The organism is Acetivibrio sp. (assembly GCF_035371925.1).
Lineage (GTDB): Bacteria > Bacillota > Clostridia > Acetivibrionales > Acetivibrionaceae > Hungateiclostridium.
The window spans coordinates 1-20,775 of the sequence record NZ_DAORXT010000034.1 but is presented as its reverse complement, the minus strand read 5'-3'; the positions used below and the strand labels follow the sequence as shown (position 1 = coordinate 20,775).

Here is a 20,775-nt window from a genome sequence, read left to right as displayed (position 1 = left end):
GTGTTGCAATGCGAAGTCAAAAGGATTTGGGATTATATATTCACATACCGTTTTGCAAAGCAAAGTGTCTATACTGTGATTTTAATTCCTTTGCCTGCAGGGATGATTTTGTCCCTGCATATTTTAATGCTCTTAAAAAGGAAATTTGCCTTTATTCCGACATTATTAAAGGATACGGAATAAAGACGGTGTTTATTGGAGGAGGAACACCTTCATATGTTGACGCACATAATATATATGAAATTGTTTCGCTTTTAAATCAAAAGTTTGACATGGACAGATGTTTTGAGCTTACAATAGAGGCCAATCCCGGAACGATGAATATGGAAAAGCTTTTGCTATACAAAAAGGCCGGAATAAACCGGCTAAGCATTGGTCTTCAGGCGTGGCAGAATCATCTTCTTAAAAGCTTGGGAAGGATTCACACGGAAAAAGAGTTTGAAGAAAACTATCGTCTTGCTGTGAAAGCGGGATTTGACAACATAAATGTGGACCTTATTTTTGCAATTCCCGGGCAGAGTTTTAAGGATTGGACAGAGACTGTAACTAAAGTGGCAAAGCTCAATCCTCAGCATATATCATGCTATAGCCTTATAATAGAGGAAGGAACGGTTTTTGGCACAAGGTTTTCAAAAGGCGAGCTAATTCCTGTGGAAGACGAATTGGATAGGGAAATGTACTGGTATGCTGTGGAAAAATTAAAAACTATGGGCTATAAACACTATGAGATATCGAACTTTTCAAAAGAAGGCTTTGAGTGTGCTCACAATTTGACATATTGGAAGGAACTAGAATATATTGGTATCGGTGCTTCGGCCCATTCTTATTTTAATGGCAAAAGATTTAACAATACTTATAATATTGAGGAATATGTGAAAATAATAAATTCAGGCAGACTTCCTGTGGAAAATGAAATTAATGTTGAAACTAAAGATGAGATTTCCGAATTTATGATGCTGGGATTAAGACTTGTTGACGGAGTTAGTATAGAGGAGTTCTACGAAAGATTTGGCAAGAATCCTTTGGAGGTGTTTAGAAATCAGATAGAGACCTTATCAAAAAGGGGACTTGTTACGATTGAGCAAAATTTTATAAAGCTTACCAAATTGGGCTTTGATCTTGCAAATCAGGCTTTTATGGAGTTTGTATGACAAAGAATATCCTTTTATGCAAAAGCAAATAATATCCACAAAAATATCTTGACAAAAGAAACATGGGGTGGTATTTTAAAAATAGCATTAGCACTCAACGACTTAGAGTGCTAACAAAAGGGGTGAGAAGGATGTTCTTGGACGAGAGAAAAAAGAAAATTCTGCAATCAATAATAGACGATTATATAAGCACTGCAGAGCCTGTAGGTTCAAGAACTGTTGCAAGGAAGCATGAGCTTGGTCTAAGTTCGGCCACCATCAGAAATGAAATGGCTGACCTTGAGGAAATGGGTTATCTCACACAACCTCATACTTCTGCGGGACGTATTCCTTCTGATAAGGGGTATAGGTTTTATGTGGACCAGTTGATGAAGCAAAGTGAATTGACTGTGGATGAAATTTGCAGCATTAAGACTGCTATGGATACAAAGATAAATGAGCTAAGCCAGCTTTTAAAACAGGTATCGCTGGTTATGTCCAAAATTACAAAATACACTTCGATGGCTGCGATACCGGAGAGAAAAAACAGTGTTTTGAAGGCTGTGCAGGTTGTTCCTGTGGAAAAGGGAAAGGCCTTGGTTGTTGTTATTACCAACTCAGGAACTATAAAGAACAGTCTTATAAGTATATCTGAGTCAATTTTGCCGGAATATTTGATTTCGGTTTCGAATATTTTCAATGAAAAACTGTCGGGGCTTACCATAGAGCAGATAAATATGCCGGTTATCAGAGAAATAGAGCTTCTCATGGGTCCTTCCCAAGAAGTATTAATGCCCATACTAAATGGCGTAACCGATTGCATAGAGCAAATAGACAGTACCGAGGTTTTTCTTGAAGGTGCAATAAATATGCTGAATTATCCTGAATTTAGCAATGTTGAGCGGGCAAGAGAGTTCCTTAAACTTATGGTAGAAAAAGATTTGATCAGTAGGGTATTGAAGGATGTCAATGCAGAAAAGGATGAAATTGTCATTAAAATAGGCCATGAAAATGATATTGAAGAAATGAAGGAATGCAGTCTTGTTACCACAACATATACCGCAGGCAATGTTGTAATAGGCACAATAGGAATTATTGGCCCTACGAGGATGGAGTATTCGAAGGTGCTGGCAGCTGTAAACTTTATGAAAAACAAGATGAAAGATCATGTGGAAAAATTGATTGGAAAGGATCTCTCAGGCACATAGGGTTTTTAGGCTTTTTTCAATAAAAAGGTAGCTCTGGAGCAATTGGGTAAATTTAAAATAAAACAATATTTGAAATTTAGGGAGGGTTATATAATCTTGAGTAAAAACGAAATCAACAATGAGATTAAAAAGGACAATGACCAAGGCAAAGATAATGAAATAACTTGCGAGGATGTGGCAGAAAATACCGAAAATGCTTATGAAACTGTTGATGAAGCATCAAATGAAGCCTCAAATGAGTCTGAAAATGAAGCTTCGTCAAACGAAGAAATAGACAGTCTTAAAAGTCAGCTTGAGGAGAAGACAAAGAAGTGTGAAGAGTACTTTAACATGCTGCAAAGGACTGCGGCGGAGTTTGACAATTACAAAAAGAGAACTGTAAAAGAAAAGGAAGCTATTTACACAGATGCCCTAAGTGACGCGGTTGCATCTTTTTTACCTGTAGTGGACAATATTGAAAGGGCACTTCAGGCAGCGTCGGGGGATGCCGATGTTAAATCCATTAGGGAAGGGATCGAATTGGTTTACCGCCAGTTTAAAGATGTTATGAAAAAACTTGGCGTTGAAGAGATAAAGGCTTTGGGCGAAAAATTCGACCCAAACCTACATAATGCGGTTATGCACGTTGAGGATTCCGAATGCGGCGAAAACATTGTGGTTGAGGAATTCCAGAAGGGGTATAAGTTAAAGGACAAGGTAATAAGACACAGCATGGTAAAGGTCGCAAACTGATGGCGCATTAAGTAGAGGATTCTACTGGTGCTTTTGAAATAAATTACAGGGTTCATTTGAATATTTTTAATTAAGGAGGATGTATATTTTATGGCAAAGGTTATTGGTATAGATCTTGGAACCACAAACTCTTGCGTTGCAGTTATGGAAGGTGGAGAACCTGTTGTTATCCCAAATTCCGAGGGAGCAAGGACCACACCTTCAGTAGTGGCTTTTTCAAAAACAGACGAAAGACTTGTGGGACAGGTAGCTAAAAGGCAGGCTATTACAAACCCTGAGAGAACTATTATTTCCATTAAAAGAGATATGGGAACGGACAGGAGAGTAAAAATTGACGATAAGAGTTATACTCCCCAGGAAATTTCGTCGATGATTCTTCAGAAGATAAAGGCGGATGCAGAGGCATATCTCGGTGAAAAGGTTACCCAGGCTGTAATAACAGTTCCGGCATATTTTAGCGACTCTCAAAGGCAGGCCACAAAGGATGCCGGTAAAATTGCAGGTTTGGAGGTTTTAAGAATAATCAACGAGCCTACAGCGGCAGCTTTGGCATATGGACTGGACAAGGAAACTGACCAGAATATACTTGTATTCGACCTTGGCGGAGGTACTTTTGACGTATCCATACTGGAAATTGGAGACGGAGTCTTTGAAGTACTTGCAACAAGCGGAAACAACAGATTGGGTGGAGACGACTTTGACGAAAGAATAATAGACTATTTGGTAGATACATTTAAAAAAGAAAACGGCATTGACTTAAGAAATGACAAAATGGCAATGCAGAGGCTCAAGGAAGCTGCAGAAAAAGCTAAAATCGAGCTTTCCGGCGTTACCACAACAAATATTAATCTTCCTTTTATCACAGCTGATGCAACAGGACCCAAACACCTTGACGTTACATTGACAAGGGCAAAGTTCGAAGAGTTGACAGCCGACCTTGTGGAAAAAACAATGGAACCGACAAGAAGGGCTATGCAGGACGCTGGACTTACACCGGATAAAATAGACAAGATTCTTTTGGTGGGTGGTTCTACCAGAATACCGGCTGTGCAGGAAGCAGTTAGAAAATTCTTTGGAAAAGAACCTTTCAAGGGAATAAACCCTGACGAATGTGTTGCCATAGGAGCGGCTATTCAGGCAGGAGTGCTCACAGGTGAAGTTAAAGACCTTCTGCTTCTTGACGTAACTCCTCTTTCCCTTGGAATTGAAACTTTAGGCGGAGTATTTACAAAGCTTATTGAAAGAAATACCACAATACCTACAAAGAAGAGCCAGATTTTCTCAACAGCGGCAGACGGTCAGACAGCTGTTACCGTAAGAGTATTCCAGGGAGAAAGAGCGATGGCTGCCGACAACAAGCTCTTAGGAGAATTCAACCTCGACGGTATACCGCCGGCACCAAAGGGTGTGCCTCAAATTGAAGTAACCTTTGATATAGATGCCAACGGTATTGTGCATGTTTCTGCAAAGGACCTCGGTACAGGAAAAGAGCAGCACATAACCATAACTGCTTCTACAAACCTGTCGGATGCTGAGATAGAGAAAGCAGTAAATGAAGCCAAGAAGTTCGAAGAAGAGGACAAGAAGAGAAAAGAAAGTGTTGAAATAAGAAATAATGCCGACTCTATGGTTTTCCAAGCGGAAAAAACATTAAAAGACTTGGGAGACAAACTCAGCAGTGAAGATAAATCTACGATTGAAGCTGAAATAGAGAAGGTTAAGGAAGCATTAAAGGGCACGGATACCGAGGCAATTAAAAAGGCTACAGAAGATTTGCAGCAGGCATTTTACAGTGTATCTGCAAAAATATATCAGCAAAACCAGGCGGCAGGCGCAAATCCTGGTGATGCAGGAGCCGATGGAGGGCAGGAAAACGTGTATGATGCCGAATACAAGGTAGTGGATGATGACAAATAATTTGAGGCATTTTTCAAAGTTGCAAAAGAATATGAGGCCAAAGTCATGAATATGGCTTTGGCTCTTTGATTTGGCCTCTTGGAATGAAATGAAAGAGGCAAAAGCGAAGGGACTCGGTGCCCCGAGCTTTTATTTAACATCTTTAATTTTGCTTTTATTGCAGTGATATATTGCGGTATGGTATAATCTGAAAGAAGACTTGGAGATATTCGAGATTTATATAGATTTATATATGATATGGAGGAGTTGGTTGGATGGCAGGCAAAAGGGATTATTATGAGGTCCTTGGAGTTGACAAAGGTGCATCCGATGCAGAAATTAAAAAAGCTTACAGGAAGCTTGCCAAGCAGTATCACCCTGATATGAATCCCGGTGATAAGACTGCCGAAGCAAAGTTTAAGGAAATTAACGAAGCTTATGAGATTTTGAGTGATCCGCAGAAAAGAGCGCGTTATGACCAGTTTGGTCATGCCGGAACCGACCCCAACGGTTTTGGTGGATTTGGCGGTGGATTTAGCGGCGGATTTGGTGATTTTGATTTTGGCGGTTTTGGAGATATTTTCGAAACGATTTTCGGAGGAGGATTCGGAACCAGAACTTCCGGTGCAAGAAGAGGGCCGCAAAGGGGGGCGGATCTTAAGTACTCCATGGAGATTAGCTTTGAAGAGGCGGCTTTCGGTGCAAAAAAAGAAGTTACGATTAGCAGGATGGAAGCATGTCCGACATGTAGCGGCTCGGGCACAAAACCGGGACATCAACCCGTTACATGCAAGCAATGTAACGGTACCGGACAGGTGCAATACAAGCAGAGGACACCTTTCGGACAGATTGTCAATGTAAGAACCTGTGATGTGTGTCACGGTGAGGGCAAAATCATTACAAATCCGTGTGAAACTTGCAGCGGCAAAGGAAGGGTAAGAAAACATGTGAAACTGGATGTTACCATACCTGCAGGTATTGACAACGGTCAGACAATACCGGTAAGAGGCGAGGGTGAGCATGGACTTAAAGGTGGACCGTCCGGTGACCTTTTCATAACCGTTAAAGTAAAGCCCCACCCTATATTCAAAAGACATGGTAACGACGTAAGTTGCGATATTCCCATAACCTTTACCCAGGCGGCATTAGGAGCAGAGATTGAGGTTCCGACACTGGACGGAAAAGTGAAGCTTGTTATTCCCGAGGGTACGCAGACCGGATCCATATTCAAGCTCAAGGGCAAAGGAATACCTTTCATAAGAGGCAGCGGAAGAGGAGATCAGCATGTAAAGGTAAATGTTGAAGTGCCAAAGAAGCTCAATGAAAAACAAAAGGAGGTTCTAAGGCAGTTTGCCGAATTGGTGGGTGACGAGGTGCACGAGCAGAGAAAAGGTTTTTTTAATAAAATGAAGGATGCTTTGGGCATGTAGTATTGGAGGAAAAATTGGTGAAATGGATTGAAATTAGAATAAAAACAACGGAAGAAGCATATGATGCCGTATCTTATATGCTAACTTCAATTGGAGCTGGAGGGGTCGCCATTCATGACCCCAACGATATAAAAAGAGAGGCGCAAAAACCCAATCATATCGACTATGTCGACGATGAGTTTTTAAATTCCCTGGGAGAGGATGTGGTTATAAAAGCATACTTTCCGGGGGAGACCAATATACCGGAGCTTATATCGCTTATAGAAGAAAAGCTTGCTTTTATCGGAAGCTTCTTAAATGTCGGTGAAGGGTACTGCGGGTATGCGGAAATGGATGAAGAGGATTGGAGTACTTCATGGAAAAAATATTACAAACCTTTTCACCTTACCGACAGATTGGTTGTTAAGCCTTCTTGGGAAAATTACGATAATAAAAACGGTGAAATAATTATTGAAATGAATCCCGGTATGGCTTTTGGCACCGGTACCCATGAAACGACCAAAATGTGCGCAGTTTTGCTTGACAAGTATGTAAAGAATGGACACAAGGTTATTGATGTTGGTTGCGGTACGGGAATTTTGTCGATAATTGCAAGCAAGCTGGGGGCAGCAGAGATTACTGCCGTAGATATTGATGAAGTTGCGGTAAAGGTGACAAAAGAGAACCTTGAGATTAATAAAGTGGATAACGTATGTGTTTTTAAAGGTGTTTTGGACGATATCGAAAAGGAAAAGAGAGATATTGTCGTTGCCAATATTATAGCCAATGTTATTATAGATATATCCTCAAGCGTTCCATACTATTTGAAAAAGGACGGACTTTTTATAGCATCGGGAATTATCAAAGAAAGAAAACAGGAAGTAGTGGATGAGTATTTGAAAAGAGGCTTTGAGTGTGAGGAAATTATTGAGCTGGGAGAATGGGTGGCGATTGTCTTAAGATGCCTAGATTCTTTGTGAGAAAAAGCGATGTGTCAGGTGATTCGATTAACATATCCGGTGAAGATTTTAACCATATTAAAAAAGTTCTTAGACTCGGAAACGGGGATAGAATAACTGTATGTGACGGAGAAGGAACCGACTATCTGGTTGAAATAATGAAGTTTGAAGATGCATCGGTAAAAACCAGAATTATCGAATCAATGGAAAACTTTACCGAACCCCCTGTGAAAATTACTCTTTTTCAAGGATTGCCAAAATCGGATAAAATGGATTATATTATTCAAAAGGCTGTGGAATTGGGTATTTATGAGATTGTTCCTGTTATTACTGAAAGGACTGTTGTCAAAACAGACAAAAAAAGCGGTGATAAAAAATGTGAGCGATGGAACAGGATATCCATGGAAGCAGCCAAGCAGTGTAATAGAGGTATTATCCCGAAAGTGGGTTTTCCGATAAGCTTCAAGGAGGCTTTAAATGCTGCAAAAGGAAGTAGCTTTTCTTTGATTCCTTATGAAAAAGAAACGGGAATCAAACTGAAAGAAGTCCTTTCAAAGAAATCCTCAGCGGAAAAAGTATCTGTATTTATAGGCCCGGAAGGGGGCTTTTCACAAACGGAAATTGAAACAGCCATCTCTTGCGGTATACAGCCTGTAACATTGGGGCCAAGGATACTGAGAACCGAAACTGCCGGGATTGCTGTTTTGTCAATACTAATGTATGAACTGGGGGATGTAGGGGTATGAAGGATCTCAAGTTTGTTGTTGTTGACGATGCAGTCTTTATGCGGACACTGCTAAAGAAAATAATAGAAGAAGTTGAGACTTACAAAGTGGTGGCAGAAGGGTCGAATGGGTTTGAGGCAATCCAAAAAGCGCAGGTTTTTAAACCCGACATTATGACCCTTGATATTACAATGCCGGATATGGACGGTTTGACTGCAATAAAGGAGATAGTAAAATGCAGCCCTGACACCAAGATTATCATGGTTTCGGCAATGGGGCAGCAGTCAATGGTGATTGAGGCAATAAAGCTGGGCGCCAAGGATTTTGTTGTAAAACCTTTCGAAAAAAGCAGAGTATTGCAGGCCATCAGAAATGTGATAGAGGAGTAATTTCTGGCGGGCTTGATTAAGATAAATTACGGAAAATTTAGTTAAAGTACAAGGGGGTGCGTATAGGGGCACCCTGTTTTAGTGAGTTAAAACAAGTGCGGGAAGATTTTTTATTTATCAAGCAAATAAGAGATAATACGAAAAAACATATAAAAATTAAAGCAAAAGCCTTTTAATTGTTTAAAATTATGTTATAATACGAAGTGAATAAAATGTGAAAAATCTATAAAGAGGTTGGCTATTTATGATAAGAAGTATGACGGGTTACGGAAGAGGAAAATCTCAGGCTGAGGGCAGGGAGTTTCTCGTTGAGATTAAGACCGTAAACCATAGATATTGTGATATTTATATAAAAGTACCAAGGCAGATATCTTTTCTTGAAGACAAGGTAAGAGAAGTGATAGGAAAAAGTATTTCAAGGGGGAAGGTAGATGTCTTTATTACTTATGACGATTTTAGTGAAGACTCAAAGAATATTTTGATTGATGAAGGGCTTGCCAAAACATATATTAAAAGTGTGGAGTATTTAAGGGATAAATTTGGTTTAAAAGATGATATATCCGTATCTCTTATAGCTAAGTTCCCTGATATTCTAAAAGTGGAAAAATCCGAACAAGATGAGGATAAAATTTGGAGTCTTCTTTATGAGGCTTTGAGTCATGCTCTTGACGCATTGATAAACATGAGACAAATAGAGGGCGAAGGCCTGAAAAATGATTTGCTTGAAAGGGCGGATGCTATTGAAAAAGTTGTTCAGGAAATAAGCATAAGAGCACCCGAAGTTGTAAAAGAATATAAATGTAAACTTGAAAACAGGCTAAAGGAAATATTGGAACAGCAGGTAATAGATGAGAATCGCCTGGCTATGGAAGTTGCTGTTTTTGCGGACAGATGCAACATTGATGAAGAGCTGGTCAGGCTTGGAAGTCATATAAACCAGTTGCGTCAGACCCTAAACAGCGATTCAGACTTGCCTGTCGGAAGAAAATTGGATTTTCTGATCCAAGAGATGAACAGGGAGATTAATACCATAGGTTCTAAAGCAAACGACTTAATCATAACTCAAAATGTTGTGGAAATTAAGAGCGAATTGGAAAAGATTCGAGAGCAGATACAAAATATTGAGTAATGTGGGAGGAAGATCTGATGAAACTTATAAATATTGGTTTTGGTAATATCGTATCGGCAAACAGACTGGTTGCCATTGTGAGTCCGGAGTCCGCACCGATAAAGAGGATAATACAGGAAGCCAGGGAAAGGGGCATGCTTGTAGATGCTACTTATGGCAGAAGGACCAGAGCTGTAATTATAACAGACAGCGATCATATCATTCTGTCTGCAGTTCAGCCTGAAACGGTGGCACACAGGTTGAATACAAAAGAAGCAGAGGAAGTTGAAGTAGAAGAAGAAATTGATGAATAGGAGTGACTTGTAATGTACCGTGAGGGACTGCTGGTTGTCATATCCGGTCCTTCGGGAGCAGGGAAGGGTACGCTTTTGAATTTGCTCAGGGACTTAGGCGGCGACAGCATAAGATTTTCAGTTTCTGCCACTACAAGAAAGCCCAGAAAAGGCGAAGTGGATGGCGTAAATTATTTTTTTAAAACCAAAGAAGAATTTAAGCTTATGATTGAAAATGATGAGCTTTTTGAATGGGTGGAATACTGTGACAACTTTTACGGGACTCCGAAAAAATATGTTGAGGACTCTGTAAAAGAGGGTTATGACTGTTTTTTGGAGATTGAAGTGGAAGGTGCGGCAAAAGTGATGAAAGCCTATCCGGAATGTGTTTCGGTTTTTATACTTCCGCCTTCTTTTGAAGAATTGAGAAGAAGGATTGAAAAAAGAGGGACGGAAGATGTTGAGGTGGTAAATAAGCGCCTTGACAGAGCAAGAGAGGAAATTGCCTATGCTTCAAATTATGATTACATTATAGTTAACGACGATCTTAAAGATGCGGTGGAAAATTTGCGCTGCATAATAAGAGCGGAAAAGCTTAAGAGCGGGCGAAACAGAGAATTTCTTCATCAGTTTCAACAAGCTTAATAATCAATTTAACCGATAAATTAAGGGAGGTTTTTCTTCTATGAAGGAAAAGAAAGATAAAACCACAAGTATGATTGAACCTGGAATAAACTCATTGCTGTCCAAGGTAGACAGCAGGTATACTCTGGTAGTTGCCACTGCCAAGAGAGCAAGACAGCTTACGGAAGGTGCCAACAAACTCACTGATTGTGAATCGGATAAGCCGGTTACGGTAGCAATTAATGAGATTAATGAGAGCAAAATAACATACATAAGGACAAAAAGTGGCATAAAGTAATTATTTTTCCGGAGGATAGATTTGCTTTGCTGAAATGAAAAAGCTTTAAAAAGATTGAGATAGCGATTGAATCAAAATCGAAATCTTAATCTTATTTTTTTAATTTTGCTTGAGACTGGTTTTCGCTTGGGAGGTGGGATTTTGTTAAAAGGAAAAACAGTAGTAGTTGGTGTTTGCGGCGGAATTGCTGCTTATAAAGCCGTAGAGGTTGTCAGCAGATTAAAAAAGCTTAATGCCGATGTACATGTCATTATGACTAAAAATGCAGAAAAATTTGTTGCGCCCCTCACCTTCCGTTCCATATGCCACAATCCCGTAATAACTGATATGTTTGAGGAACCGAAGATATGGGACATACAGCATATTTCTCTTGCCCAGAAGGCCGACCTTGTTGTTGTGGCACCGGCAACAGCCAATATCATAGGCAAAGTTGCCGGCGGTATTGCGGATGATATGCTTTCGACAACTATTATGGCAGCGCATTCGCCTGTTTTGTTTGTACCTGCCATGAATGACAAGATGTATGAAAATCCCATAGTTCAGGAAAACATCCAAAAGCTTGCTTTACACGGTTATCTCTTTATGGAGCCGGATACCGGGCTTATGGCCTGCGGTACCAGCGGAAAGGGAAGATTTCCTTCACCGGAGAGGGTTGTGGATTATGTGAAGGAGATTTTAATGAGGGATGCCGACTATGAGGGCTTAAAGATTCTCGTGACTGCGGGACCTACAAGGGAGCCGATTGACCCTGTGAGATATATTTCAAATCATTCATCGGGTAAAATGGGATATGCAGTTGCAAAGGCTGCTTTAGAAAGAGGCGCGTGCGTAAAACTGGTTACCGGTCCTGTAAATATTGCTCCTCCTTCCGGGGCAGAGGTTGTAAGGGTTAGCAGCGCGGTTGATATGTACAATGAGGTAATGAAATCCTATGAAAGTTTTGATGTTATAGTTATGGTGGCAGCTGTGGCAGATTACAGATGTGCGTCGGTTTCCGAAAAGAAGATTAAAAAATCGGGAGAGACACTTACAATAGAACTGGTGAAAAACCCGGATATAGCAGCAGAGCTTGGAAAAGTAAAAGGCGACAGGATTTTGGTGGGATTTAGTGCAGAGACAGACAATCTCCTTGGAAATGCAGTTTCAAAGCTTGCTTTAAAAAATATGGATATGATAGTTGCCAATGATGTGACTATGGAAGGCGCGGGATTTGGCGTTGATACCAACATCGTAAAGCTTATAAAAAGAGGCGGTAGCAGGATTGACTTGCCCGTAATGAGTAAGGAGAATGTTGCTCATAAGATTTTGGACGAGGTTTTGTCAATTAGAAAAAGATAAAAGATTGATAGAAGATTTTTATAATATAATCTGTTAAAGTATGAGTTACTGGTATATAATTTAAAATATATAATTTTTTAAGCGTGTATTTTCTTATAGTATTTTTAAGGAGGCATTTTAATGGAAGTAAAAAAGACGATGGAGAAAATTGTGGCCCTGGCTAAAAACCGCGGTTTTATTTATCCCGGCTCTGAAATATACGGAGGTTTGGCCAATTCATGGGATTACGGACCTCTTGGAGTGGAACTTAAAAACAATGTAAAAAAGGCATGGTGGAAGAAATTTGTTCAAGAAAACCCATACAATGTGGGTGTTGACTGTGCCATACTGATGAATCCGCAGGTGTGGGTGGCATCGGGACATGTGGGCGGTTTCAGTGACCCTCTTATTGACTGCAAAGACTGCAAAACCCGTCACAGAGCGGATAAAATGATAGAGGACTGGAATCTAGAAAACAATCAAGATGTTAAAGTGGACGGATGGTCCAATGAAATGCTTATGGATTATATCAGGGAAAAAGGCGTAACCTGTCCTGAATGCGGCGGAAAGAATTTTACCGATATAAGAAAGTTTAATCTTATGTTCAAGACCTTCCAAGGTGTGACTGAGGATTCCAAATCCGAGATATATTTAAGGCCGGAAACAGCCCAGGGTATATTCGTAAACTTCAAAAACGTTCAAAGGACAACAAGAAAAAAGATACCTTTCGGTATAGGACAGATAGGAAAGTCTTTCAGAAATGAAATAACACCCGGAAACTTTATTTTTAGAACCCGTGAGTTTGAACAGATGGAGCTGGAATTTTTCTGTGAGCCGGGAACGGACCTTGAATGGTTTGATTACTGGAAGAATTTCTGCTTCAACTGGCTGTTGAGCCTTAACATCAACAAGGACAACTTAAGAATGCGTGACCATTCAAAAGAGGAACTGTCCCATTACAGCAATGCCACAACCGATATTGAATACATGTTCCCGTTTGGCTGGGGAGAATTGTGGGGAATTGCCGACAGAACCGACTTTGACTTAAAACAGCATGCGGAGCATTCAAAAGAAGACTTGTCCTACTTTGACCCGAACACCAATACAAAATACATACCTTACTGTATAGAGCCTTCTCTTGGTGCCGACAGGGTTACTTTGGTCTTCCTTTGCGATGCATATGATGAGGAAGAAGTGGCAGAAGGAGATGTAAGGGTAGTGATGCGCTTCCATCCTGCCATTGCTCCGGTTAAAATAGCTGTGCTTCCTCTATCTAAAAAGCTCGGGGATGATGCATTTAAAGTTTATGAAATGCTCATAAAAAAATACAACTGTGAATATGACGAGACGGGAAGTATCGGTAAGAGATACAGAAGACAGGATGAGATTGGCACACCTTATTGCATAACCTTTGACTTTGATTCTTTGAACGACCAGAGTGTTACTATAAGGGACAGAGACTCCATGCAGCAGGTAAGAGTTAAAATTGATGAGCTTTACTCCTATTTTGAAGGGAAATTTGATTTCTAATAACAAAATATATTGTTAAATGAAGGATATTACTGGGATTGTAGGTAATATCCTTTTTTATATAATTATGTTTTGCGTTCTAGTTAATTTAATTGTATTATAATATTGATAGAGTAAATATTTGCTTGGAAGTATATAAGTCAATGTAATCCGGGGGGAGTCTATTTGCAGGCAATATTGAGGTTTGTTGTTGATAATTTTATAACGGTAATTGGTGCTGCGATTTTAACGGCATTTACTGCACAAATCATTTTTAATATTAAAATTGATGCAAAGTCCTTGCTTTTGTATGCCGGATCCTTTGTTATTGTTTCGGGAGCGATTGTCGCAATTGCAAATTACGGTTTGGTGAAGTTTTCTCCCAGTCTTGCAATGATGTTTAGAACCATTTTTACTACTCTGACATCAATATTGCTCCTTAAGCTTTTTTTCAGACTGAGTATCCTTAAAGGTATTATTTCGGAATTTATTTATAATTTATTTTTGGCCATGGGAAATTACGTTGCCGTTTTTGCATTCAAATCCTTTGAAATTGAGCTTATCGAGATTAAAGACTCATTGATTTATGCAATTATTGCTTTTGCGATAATCAATATGGCAGTAATAATTATGCTGGGGCTGATAAAGTCCTTTAAGATGTTTTCTTGCTTCCCGCCTGAGATTAAGACAAAGGCTTATAAGAACTATTTAATCTACATATTGCTTGTGTTTACAATAATAATGTTAAACTTTAATTATTATTTGGAGTTTGGTCAGGCGACAGACGGTATAACAATTATGATAAGCGTGTTGATGCTCATTGTCTTTTTGATGTTTTCAATACTTTATACAAACACACTTTTCAAGCTTGAGGTAAGTACTCAGGAGCTTGAGTATCAGAAATTTTACAACAAGGCATTGCAGTCTATAATAAATGATTTGCGAAGATTTAAACATAATTACAACAACATTCTTGCGGTATTTGGAGGTTATATTAAAAACAAAAAATGGTCCCAAGTAGAAAAATATTATAACGAAATATGTTCTGAAATCGGAAAAGTAAGCTTCTTGGATAATTTGACGTCACTTAATATCAAGAGTGCCGGTGTCTTGGGGCTTATAATGGCAAAATATGAATATGCAAAGGAATTGGGCGTTGACTTTAGGGTAGTTACCGACGGAGTAATTGATGAGGTAAAAATGAAAATATCGGAGTTTTGCGAGGTGCTGGGAATTCTTTTGGACAATGCCATAGAGGCCGCCAAAGACAGTAATGAGAAAAAAGTTGAGGTGTTTATGAAAAGGGGAGAAAAAGCCCTAAGCTTTATTGTATTGAACGGAATTAACGAGAAGGTTGATGTAACCATGATTTATGAGAACGGATACTCGACTAAAGGAGAAGGAAGGGGCTTGGGTCTTGGAATTGTAAACAGCATAGTTTCAAAATATAAGAATGTAATGTTAAATACCTGTGCGGACGACTCAAAGTTCAGACAAGAATTAATTATTAATCTTTAAATATAATATAGTTTATTTAATCAAAAAGCTCGGGAAGTAGTATCCCGAGCTTTTTGACGGTCAAAATACCTATGGTCGGCAAGTTTAGTCTTCTTTGATTAATGATTTGGGGATTTTCGGCTGCTCAATCAACCATGAAGTACAGGTGTTTGAAGAAGTCTGGGCAATGAATACTGCAATTACTGATATCCACCCCAACAATAGAGCCAACAGGTCTTTTCTTGTCAATGCTTTTAGAGTTCTTAACATGCAAATCACCTTTCCTTTCCTTTTAATGTAATTTATTGTGTTGGTTGTTTAGAGCCCATTACCGTGACGCGCTCCCATTATTCTGTATGTAACAGGGAGTATACCAAGGCATACAAACAAGGTTGAAAGAATAATAACGTTGGAAAAAGTATTTTGAGTTATTGAAAGAGATATTAGATATTCAACAACAAGTGCTATATATGCTGCGATTTTCAATTTCTTTTTTTGCTTTTTACTGACCACAGGTTTGTTTTCATGGTCTGCCGGTGCATAAAGGTATAATATTACAGCGCAGAACGGCATAACAAACATAGCTAGAATAATCGGTTTTATAGACGACAGCAGCAAGGATAAATAGACTGAACCAAAGGTTATGGCACTGTTTGTAAAAAGGCAGCCCCAAAAAGTTTTGGCATGGGAACCTCCTGCAAAGACTCTCAGCAATCCGAAACAAACCAGAAAGACAATTGTGAGTCTGAGAATTCCCAGTAAACATGCTATTGTAAATATTAAGGTCAGCTTTATTATATCTGTAATCCATAGATACAGACCGTAGTTTATGACTTCGGCCTTGTCATTATCTACGTCCTTTACTCTTTTTTTGATGGCATTGGTGATGTTTTCACACAGTTTTTTGAGCAATGGCATGATTACCTACCTCATTTGTTAAATTTTTACAACCAGCAGCCGGGGTCTTCACCAAAATAGTCTCCGAAGAAGGCATATGCGACAGCTCTGCAACCTCTGCAGTTTTCAAGATTTGAGCATGAGCTGCATTTTGAAAGTCTGTCATTTCTTTTTAGTTCATTTAAAACCGGTGATTCATAAAATATTTCCCGAATACGCTGTTTGGGGAGCTTGCCGACAATCACCGGAAGACGCCTGCATGCCATTGCGCTGCCGTCGGCTAATATACAGAGCCCGGCTTTGCCTATAAGACAACCTCTTTTCAGGCTGTAACCTTCGGGTACCAGGTTTTGGGTTGAAATCAAAGTTTCTTTGTCCAACACCAAACCCCACAGATTGTCTTTGTATCCAAATTGAGTGCGGCAGCCTTTTGCCCGAAGCTTTTTATACTCGTTGTCAACTTCCAACAGGAATTCCCTGTATTCAAAGGGATCGATTATTTCTTCCTTCATATCCTTGGCGGAGCCAACCGGTACAATCCTGTCAAAATCAAAGCCGTCAAGGCCTATTTCAGCCACAAGTCTAATAACATCAATTAACTGGTTCATATTCTTTCGGCTTAAGGTAAACATGCACATTGAGAGGATGCCCGCTTTTTTCAGTACTTTATAAGCTCTCAAAGCATCGTCAAAGCTTCCGGGCTTTCTGAAATAATCATGAGTTTCCTTAAGTCCGTCAAGACTTATTTGATACATGATTACACCGTATTTTTTAAGCCGAAGAGCAGTTTCAAAATCGAGGTGATAAGAGTTTCCGGCAATACCCAAGGGAAATATGTTTTTTCCGGCAGTATACTCAAGGATGTCAAAGAAATCATTGCGAAGCAGGGGATCGCCGCCTGTAAAACAGATACCTCCTTTTCTATGACCTACAGTGTCCAGAAAATCATCGATTATTGCTTTGCAGTCTGAAAGCAAAAGCTCATTTTCCCTTTCCGATTTGTAAAAGGGAGATTCATACATATAACAGTGCTTGCATTTTTGATCGCATTTGGCCGTTATGTGCCATTGAAGAGAAAAGATTGGTTGTCCGGTTTTTTGGTCAATAAGACATACGCACAAAATAGTTCTCCTTTCTTTAAAGAGTTATTTTGTGTAAGAGTTATTTTGTGTTTTTTAACTGAATAAATTGATTGCGAATTCCAGTAGCATAATGTGAGTACCAAAGGTGGCGATAAAAGAGGGTGTACCGCTGAAGTTTGATTGTGAATTGTTGACAATAAGGCGTAATTTATATTCCTTTAATGTTATTATATAACAAAAAAGCGATTTTGTAAAGGTGTTTAGTCTAATTTCAAAACATTGCATGAAATTATATTTTTTTGGGCATTTTATAAACATGGTTCAATATGGCAAGCTTATAGAAAGAAATGTTGCATATTTTAGCAAAAATATAATGAAAAATATTAATATTATGTTATAATTAGATAGTGAATTATTCCTGACAAGTCTGTTTTACAACCTTCAAAAGCTTATTTGGGAAAGTATTTCTGTTTGTGTGCTTTCCTACATACATAAAGAACAAGTAAATAAATAGGAGGTTTTTTTATGGCAAAGTATGTGTATTTATTTAGTGAAGGCAATGCATCAATGAGAAACCTGCTTGGCGGAAAAGGTGCCAATCTTGCTGAAATGACAGGTTTGGGTCTTCCGGTGCCTAGAGGATTTACCATTACTACAGAAGCTTGTACTCGTTACTATCAGGATGGAAAAGCCATTGCCAAGGAAATAGAAGATGAGATATACAAAACTATGACAAAGCTTGAAGAGATTGTCGGGAAGAAATTCGGTGACCCGTCAAATCCATTTCTTGTTTCGGTTCGTTCCGGTGCCAGAGCATCAATGCCCGGTATGATGGATACCATATTAAATCTCGGACTTAATGATGAAGTTGTTCAAGGTCTTGCAAAGCTTACCAATAATGAAAGGTTTGCATATGACAGCTATAGAAGATTTATTCAAATGTTCAGCGATGTTGTTATGGAAGTTGAAAAGTCCAAGTTTGAGGCTATTCTTGATGCAGTGAAGGAAGAGAATAATTGTGAAAATGACTGCGATCTTAATGCTGAAAACTTGAAAGAAGTAGTAAAGAGATATAAAGAACTTTTCAAGAAAGAAAAAGGATTTGATTTTCCACAGGAACCAAAAACACAGTTGATGGAAGCTGTAAAAGCTGTTTTCCGTTCATGGGAAAACCCGAGAGCTATTGTATATAGAAGGCTGAATGATATTCCCAGCGACTGGGGTACTGCAGTTAACGTTCAGGAAATGGTCTATGGAAATATGGGAAATGATTCGGGTACGGGAGTTGCCTTTACAAGAAACCCGGCTACAGGAGAAAAGAAGCTGTATGGCGAATTCCTTATGAATGCCCAGGGAGAAGACGTTGTTGCAGGTATCAGGACTCCCCAGTCAATTGACCAGTTGAAGGAAATAATGCCCGATGTGTATAACCAGTTCGTTGATATAGCACAAAAGCTTGAAAATCACTATAGGGATATGCAGGACATGGAGTTTACGATTGAAAGAGGAAAACTCTTCATGCTCCAGACAAGGAACGGTAAAAGAACTGCTGCAGCTGCTTTAAAGATAGCTGTTGATTTGGTAAATGAGGGAATGGTTACAAAGGAAGAAGCAATTATGAAGGTTGACCCAAAACAGCTTGATGCACTGCTTCACCCGAACTTTGAGCCTGGAGCGTTAAAATCTGCAACACCTGTAGCAAAGGGATTGCCTGCTTCCCCCGGAGCTGCGACAGGAAAGGTTTACTTTAGAGCTGAAGATGCAGTAGAGGCAGCAAAGAACGGAGAAAAGGATATTATTCTTGTAAGGCTTGAGACTTCACCCGAAGATATTGAAGGTATGCATGTATCGAAGGGAATACTTACAGGCCGCGGCGGTATGACATCTCACGCAGCTGTTGTTGCACGCGGTATGGGAACTTGCTGTGTTGCAGGCTGCAGCGAAATCAGAATAAATGAAGAGGAAAAATATTTCATAGATAAAGCCGGAAAGAAATATGTTGAGGGAGATTGGATTTCCCTTGATGGCTCCACAGGTAATGTTTACGGTCAAAAGCTTCCAACAGTAGAGCCTGAAATGACAGGAGATTTTGCTACACTTATGCAATGGGCCGACGAAATCAGGACCCTTAAGATAAGGACCAATGCAGATACTCCGGCCGATGCAATTCAGGCTAGGAAGTTTGGAGCTGAAGGTATAGGGCTTTGCCGTACAGAGCATATGTTCTTCGATTCCGACAGAATTCCGGCAATGAGAGAAATGATAGTTGCAAGAAATGAAGAACAAAGAAGAAAGGCTTTGGATAAGCTCTTGCCAATGCAAAGAGGAGACTTTGAAGAGCTGTTTACTGCAATGGAAGGCTATCCTGTGACAATCAGATTCCTTGATCCTCCGCTCCATGAGTTCCTGCCTCAGGAGGATGAAGACATAGAAGCTTTGGCAAAAGAAATGGGAATTTCTTTCGATGATCTAAAGGCAATAGTGGCCGAGCTTCATGAGTTCAATCCTATGATGGGACACAGAGGATGCCGTCTTGCGGTCTCATATCCTGAAATTGCGGAAATGCAGACAAGGGCGGTTATTGAAGCTGCAATTAACGTGAGCAAGAAGAATTTGAACGTTGTGCCGGAAATAATGATTCCGTTGGTGGGCGATGTCAAAGAGCTCAAATATGTTAAGGAAGTAGTCGTTAAGACTGCCAACGAACTGATTGAAAAATCCGGTGTCAAGTTAGAATATAAAGTAGGAACAATGATAGAAATTCCAAGGGCAGCTATAACTGCGGACGAAATTGCGAAAGAGGCGGAATTCTTCTCCTTCGGTACCAACGACTTGACTCAGATGACCTTTGGATTCAGCCGTGACGATGCAGGCAAGTTCTTGGAAGAATACTACAACAAGAAGATATACGAATTTGATCCTTTCGCAAAATTGGATCAGACAGGCGTGGGCAAGCTTGTTGAAATGGCTGCAAAGCTTGGAAAGCAGACAAGGCCGGATATTAAGCTGGGTATATGCGGTGAACATGGTGGAGACCCGTCATCTATTGAATTCTGCCACAGGACAGGACTTAATTATGTATCATGCTCACCGTTCCGTGTGCCGATTGCAAGGCTTGCAGCAGCTCAGGCAAGAGTGAATGAGATAAACGGTACTAAGGATTTGGGACAGAAATAGACGAAGTTGTTTAGAAATTTTTGAAGATGTATTGATAGATTGCTATGTAGGTAAAACAGGTAGTAAATATTGATGAAGTATTTAGGTATAAGCAATAAGGGCAAGGTGGGAATTTAACCCTCTTGCTCTTTCTTTTTGCGCTTTTGTCAGGTGCAATTAGCTTTGCATTTTTTGATAATTTTCTTGAAGTCTAATCGCAGCTAAGTTTGCGAAAGCGTTGTAGAAAATAAAAAAATTTGATATACTCGTTTTGATTGAAGGTAGCAAAATTATACAAATAAAAATGTGAAAATGATTAGGGGGGCTAAAAAGTGAAAAGAATTATTTCATTCATTTTGATTTTTGTAATGATTTTTCCATTAGTTGGTATGCTACCGGAGAATGTTAGTGCAGCTGAATCAGAAAAATTGGAATTGGAGAGACCTGAAATTGGGAATGTAATGATTGATGCAACATACTATACCACAGCTAAACGGTAAGTTGTAAAATTAATTGCCCAAACATGATAAAAAAGAAGTGACTCAA

The 20,775-nt window shown here is 39.5% G+C and carries 20 protein-coding genes; 17 read left to right on the top strand and 3 right to left on the bottom strand.

Annotated elements, in window-relative coordinates:
• The first annotated feature begins 8 nt into the window (after positions 1-8).
• From hemW to PLH43_RS06435, 15 genes are all read left to right on the top strand, one after another.
• Positions 9-1,151, top strand: coding sequence for a radical SAM family heme chaperone HemW (hemW, locus tag PLH43_RS06505; RefSeq protein WP_324361307.1), 1,143 nt, complete (start codon positions 9-11; stop codon positions 1,149-1,151).
• A 131-nt stretch (positions 1,152-1,282) separates the two neighbouring features.
• Positions 1,283-2,338, top strand: coding sequence for a heat-inducible transcriptional repressor HrcA (hrcA, locus tag PLH43_RS06500; protein WP_324361305.1), 1,056 nt, complete (start codon positions 1,283-1,285; stop codon positions 2,336-2,338).
• Between the two features lie 96 nt (positions 2,339-2,434).
• Positions 2,435-3,070, top strand: coding sequence for a nucleotide exchange factor GrpE (gene grpE / locus PLH43_RS06495; RefSeq protein ID WP_324361303.1), 636 nt, complete (start codon positions 2,435-2,437; stop codon positions 3,068-3,070).
• 90 nt (positions 3,071-3,160) lie between these two features.
• Positions 3,161-4,987, top strand: a complete 1,827-nt coding sequence (gene dnaK, locus PLH43_RS06490) for a molecular chaperone DnaK (protein ID WP_324361301.1) — start codon at positions 3,161-3,163, stop codon at positions 4,985-4,987.
• 254 nt (positions 4,988-5,241) lie between these two features.
• Positions 5,242-6,396, top strand: a complete 1,155-nt coding sequence (dnaJ, locus tag PLH43_RS06485) for a molecular chaperone DnaJ (protein ID WP_324361300.1) — start codon at positions 5,242-5,244, stop codon at positions 6,394-6,396.
• A gap of 17 nt (positions 6,397-6,413) precedes the next feature.
• On the top strand, positions 6,414-7,355 hold the full coding sequence (prmA, locus tag PLH43_RS06480; RefSeq protein ID WP_324361298.1) for a 50S ribosomal protein L11 methyltransferase: 942 nt from the start codon (positions 6,414-6,416) through the stop codon (positions 7,353-7,355).
• The gene (locus PLH43_RS06475; protein ID WP_324361315.1) at positions 7,337-8,080 is read left to right on the top strand and encodes a 16S rRNA (uracil(1498)-N(3))-methyltransferase; all 744 of its coding nucleotides are present in this window, start codon (positions 7,337-7,339) and stop codon (positions 8,078-8,080) included. The genes prmA and PLH43_RS06475 overlap by 19 nt, the downstream gene beginning before the upstream one ends.
• A complete protein-coding gene (locus tag PLH43_RS06470; RefSeq protein ID WP_324361296.1) occupies positions 8,077-8,448 on the top strand; it encodes a response regulator in 372 nt (123 codons plus the stop codon). The genes PLH43_RS06475 and PLH43_RS06470 overlap by 4 nt, the downstream gene beginning before the upstream one ends.
• Positions 8,449-8,692: 244 nt before the next feature.
• Entirely contained in the window at positions 8,693-9,577 is an 885-nt protein-coding gene (locus tag PLH43_RS06465; protein ID WP_324361294.1) for a YicC/YloC family endoribonuclease, read from the top strand.
• 17 nt (positions 9,578-9,594) lie between these two features.
• On the top strand, positions 9,595-9,870 hold the full coding sequence (locus tag PLH43_RS06460; protein ID WP_324361292.1) for a DUF370 domain-containing protein: 276 nt from the start codon (positions 9,595-9,597) through the stop codon (positions 9,868-9,870).
• A gap of 12 nt (positions 9,871-9,882) precedes the next feature.
• A complete protein-coding gene (gmk, locus tag PLH43_RS06455; RefSeq protein ID WP_324361290.1) occupies positions 9,883-10,494 on the top strand; it encodes a guanylate kinase in 612 nt (203 codons plus the stop codon).
• Positions 10,495-10,534: 40 nt separating this feature from the next.
• Positions 10,535-10,771 carry a DNA-directed RNA polymerase subunit omega gene (rpoZ, locus tag PLH43_RS06450; RefSeq protein WP_324361289.1) on the top strand — a complete coding sequence of 79 codons (237 nt, stop codon included), beginning with the start codon at positions 10,535-10,537 and terminating at the stop codon, positions 10,769-10,771.
• 141 nt (positions 10,772-10,912) lie between these two features.
• A complete protein-coding gene (gene coaBC, locus PLH43_RS06445) occupies positions 10,913-12,109 on the top strand; it encodes a bifunctional phosphopantothenoylcysteine decarboxylase/phosphopantothenate--cysteine ligase CoaBC (protein ID WP_324361287.1) in 1,197 nt (398 codons plus the stop codon).
• 120 nt (positions 12,110-12,229) lie between these two features.
• Positions 12,230-13,618 carry a glycine--tRNA ligase gene (locus PLH43_RS06440; RefSeq protein WP_324361285.1) on the top strand — a complete coding sequence of 463 codons (1,389 nt, stop codon included), beginning with the start codon at positions 12,230-12,232 and terminating at the stop codon, positions 13,616-13,618.
• Positions 13,619-13,783: 165 nt separating this feature from the next.
• Positions 13,784-15,115: a GHKL domain-containing protein gene (locus PLH43_RS06435; RefSeq protein ID WP_324361283.1), complete on the top strand. Its 1,332-nt coding sequence runs from the start codon at positions 13,784-13,786 to the stop codon at positions 15,113-15,115.
• Between the two features lie 84 nt (positions 15,116-15,199).
• Here PLH43_RS06435 and PLH43_RS06430 read toward each other — a convergent pair whose 3' ends face one another.
• The 3 genes from PLH43_RS06430 to PLH43_RS06420 are packed head-to-tail and all read right to left on the bottom strand — an operon-like array spanning position 15,200 to position 17,112.
• Positions 15,200-15,364, bottom strand: a complete 165-nt coding sequence (locus PLH43_RS06430; protein WP_324361281.1) for a cyclic lactone autoinducer peptide — start codon at positions 15,362-15,364, stop codon at positions 15,200-15,202.
• 48 nt (positions 15,365-15,412) lie between these two features.
• Entirely contained in the window at positions 15,413-16,012 is a 600-nt protein-coding gene (locus PLH43_RS06425) for an accessory gene regulator AgrB (RefSeq protein WP_324361279.1), read from the bottom strand.
• 26 nt (positions 16,013-16,038) lie between these two features.
• A complete protein-coding gene (locus PLH43_RS06420) occupies positions 16,039-17,112 on the bottom strand; it encodes a radical SAM protein (protein WP_324361277.1) in 1,074 nt (357 codons plus the stop codon).
• Positions 17,113-17,598: 486 nt separating this feature from the next.
• On the opposite strand from PLH43_RS06420, the gene ppdK reads away from it, so the two are divergent.
• Positions 17,599-20,250, top strand: a complete 2,652-nt coding sequence (gene ppdK, locus PLH43_RS06415) for a pyruvate, phosphate dikinase (protein ID WP_324361275.1) — start codon at positions 17,599-17,601, stop codon at positions 20,248-20,250.
• Positions 20,251-20,561: 311 nt separating this feature from the next.
• The gene (locus PLH43_RS06410; RefSeq protein ID WP_324361273.1) at positions 20,562-20,729 is read left to right on the top strand and encodes a hypothetical protein; all 168 of its coding nucleotides are present in this window, start codon (positions 20,562-20,564) and stop codon (positions 20,727-20,729) included.
• Positions 20,730-20,775 lie beyond the last annotated feature (46 nt).

Excerpts from the sequence above, each read along its gene's own strand:
- PLH43_RS06425 (WP_324361279.1), bottom strand. The coding sequence starts at position 16,012 with ATGCCATTGCTCAAAAAACTGTGTGAAAACATCACCAATGCCATCAAA.
- dnaJ (WP_324361300.1), top strand. The coding sequence starts at position 5,242 with ATGGCAGGCAAAAGGGATTATTATGAGGTCCTTGGAGTTGACAAAGGT.
- hrcA (WP_324361305.1), top strand. The coding sequence starts at position 1,283 with ATGTTCTTGGACGAGAGAAAAAAGAAAATTCTGCAATCAATAATAGAC.
- PLH43_RS06475 (WP_324361315.1), top strand. The coding sequence starts at position 7,337 with ATGCCTAGATTCTTTGTGAGAAAAAGCGATGTGTCAGGTGATTCGATT.
- rpoZ (WP_324361289.1), top strand. The coding sequence starts at position 10,535 with ATGAAGGAAAAGAAAGATAAAACCACAAGTATGATTGAACCTGGAATA.
- gmk (WP_324361290.1), top strand. The coding sequence starts at position 9,883 with ATGTACCGTGAGGGACTGCTGGTTGTCATATCCGGTCCTTCGGGAGCA.
- ppdK (WP_324361275.1), top strand. The coding sequence starts at position 17,599 with ATGGCAAAGTATGTGTATTTATTTAGTGAAGGCAATGCATCAATGAGA.
- PLH43_RS06440 (WP_324361285.1), top strand. The coding sequence starts at position 12,230 with ATGGAAGTAAAAAAGACGATGGAGAAAATTGTGGCCCTGGCTAAAAAC.
- dnaK (WP_324361301.1), top strand. The coding sequence starts at position 3,161 with ATGGCAAAGGTTATTGGTATAGATCTTGGAACCACAAACTCTTGCGTT.
- PLH43_RS06470 (WP_324361296.1), top strand. The coding sequence starts at position 8,077 with ATGAAGGATCTCAAGTTTGTTGTTGTTGACGATGCAGTCTTTATGCGG.
- hemW (WP_324361307.1), top strand. The coding sequence starts at position 9 with ATGCGAAGTCAAAAGGATTTGGGATTATATATTCACATACCGTTTTGC.
- PLH43_RS06460 (WP_324361292.1), top strand. The coding sequence starts at position 9,595 with ATGAAACTTATAAATATTGGTTTTGGTAATATCGTATCGGCAAACAGA.
- PLH43_RS06465 (WP_324361294.1), top strand. The coding sequence starts at position 8,693 with ATGATAAGAAGTATGACGGGTTACGGAAGAGGAAAATCTCAGGCTGAG.
- PLH43_RS06430 (WP_324361281.1), bottom strand. The coding sequence starts at position 15,364 with ATGTTAAGAACTCTAAAAGCATTGACAAGAAAAGACCTGTTGGCTCTA.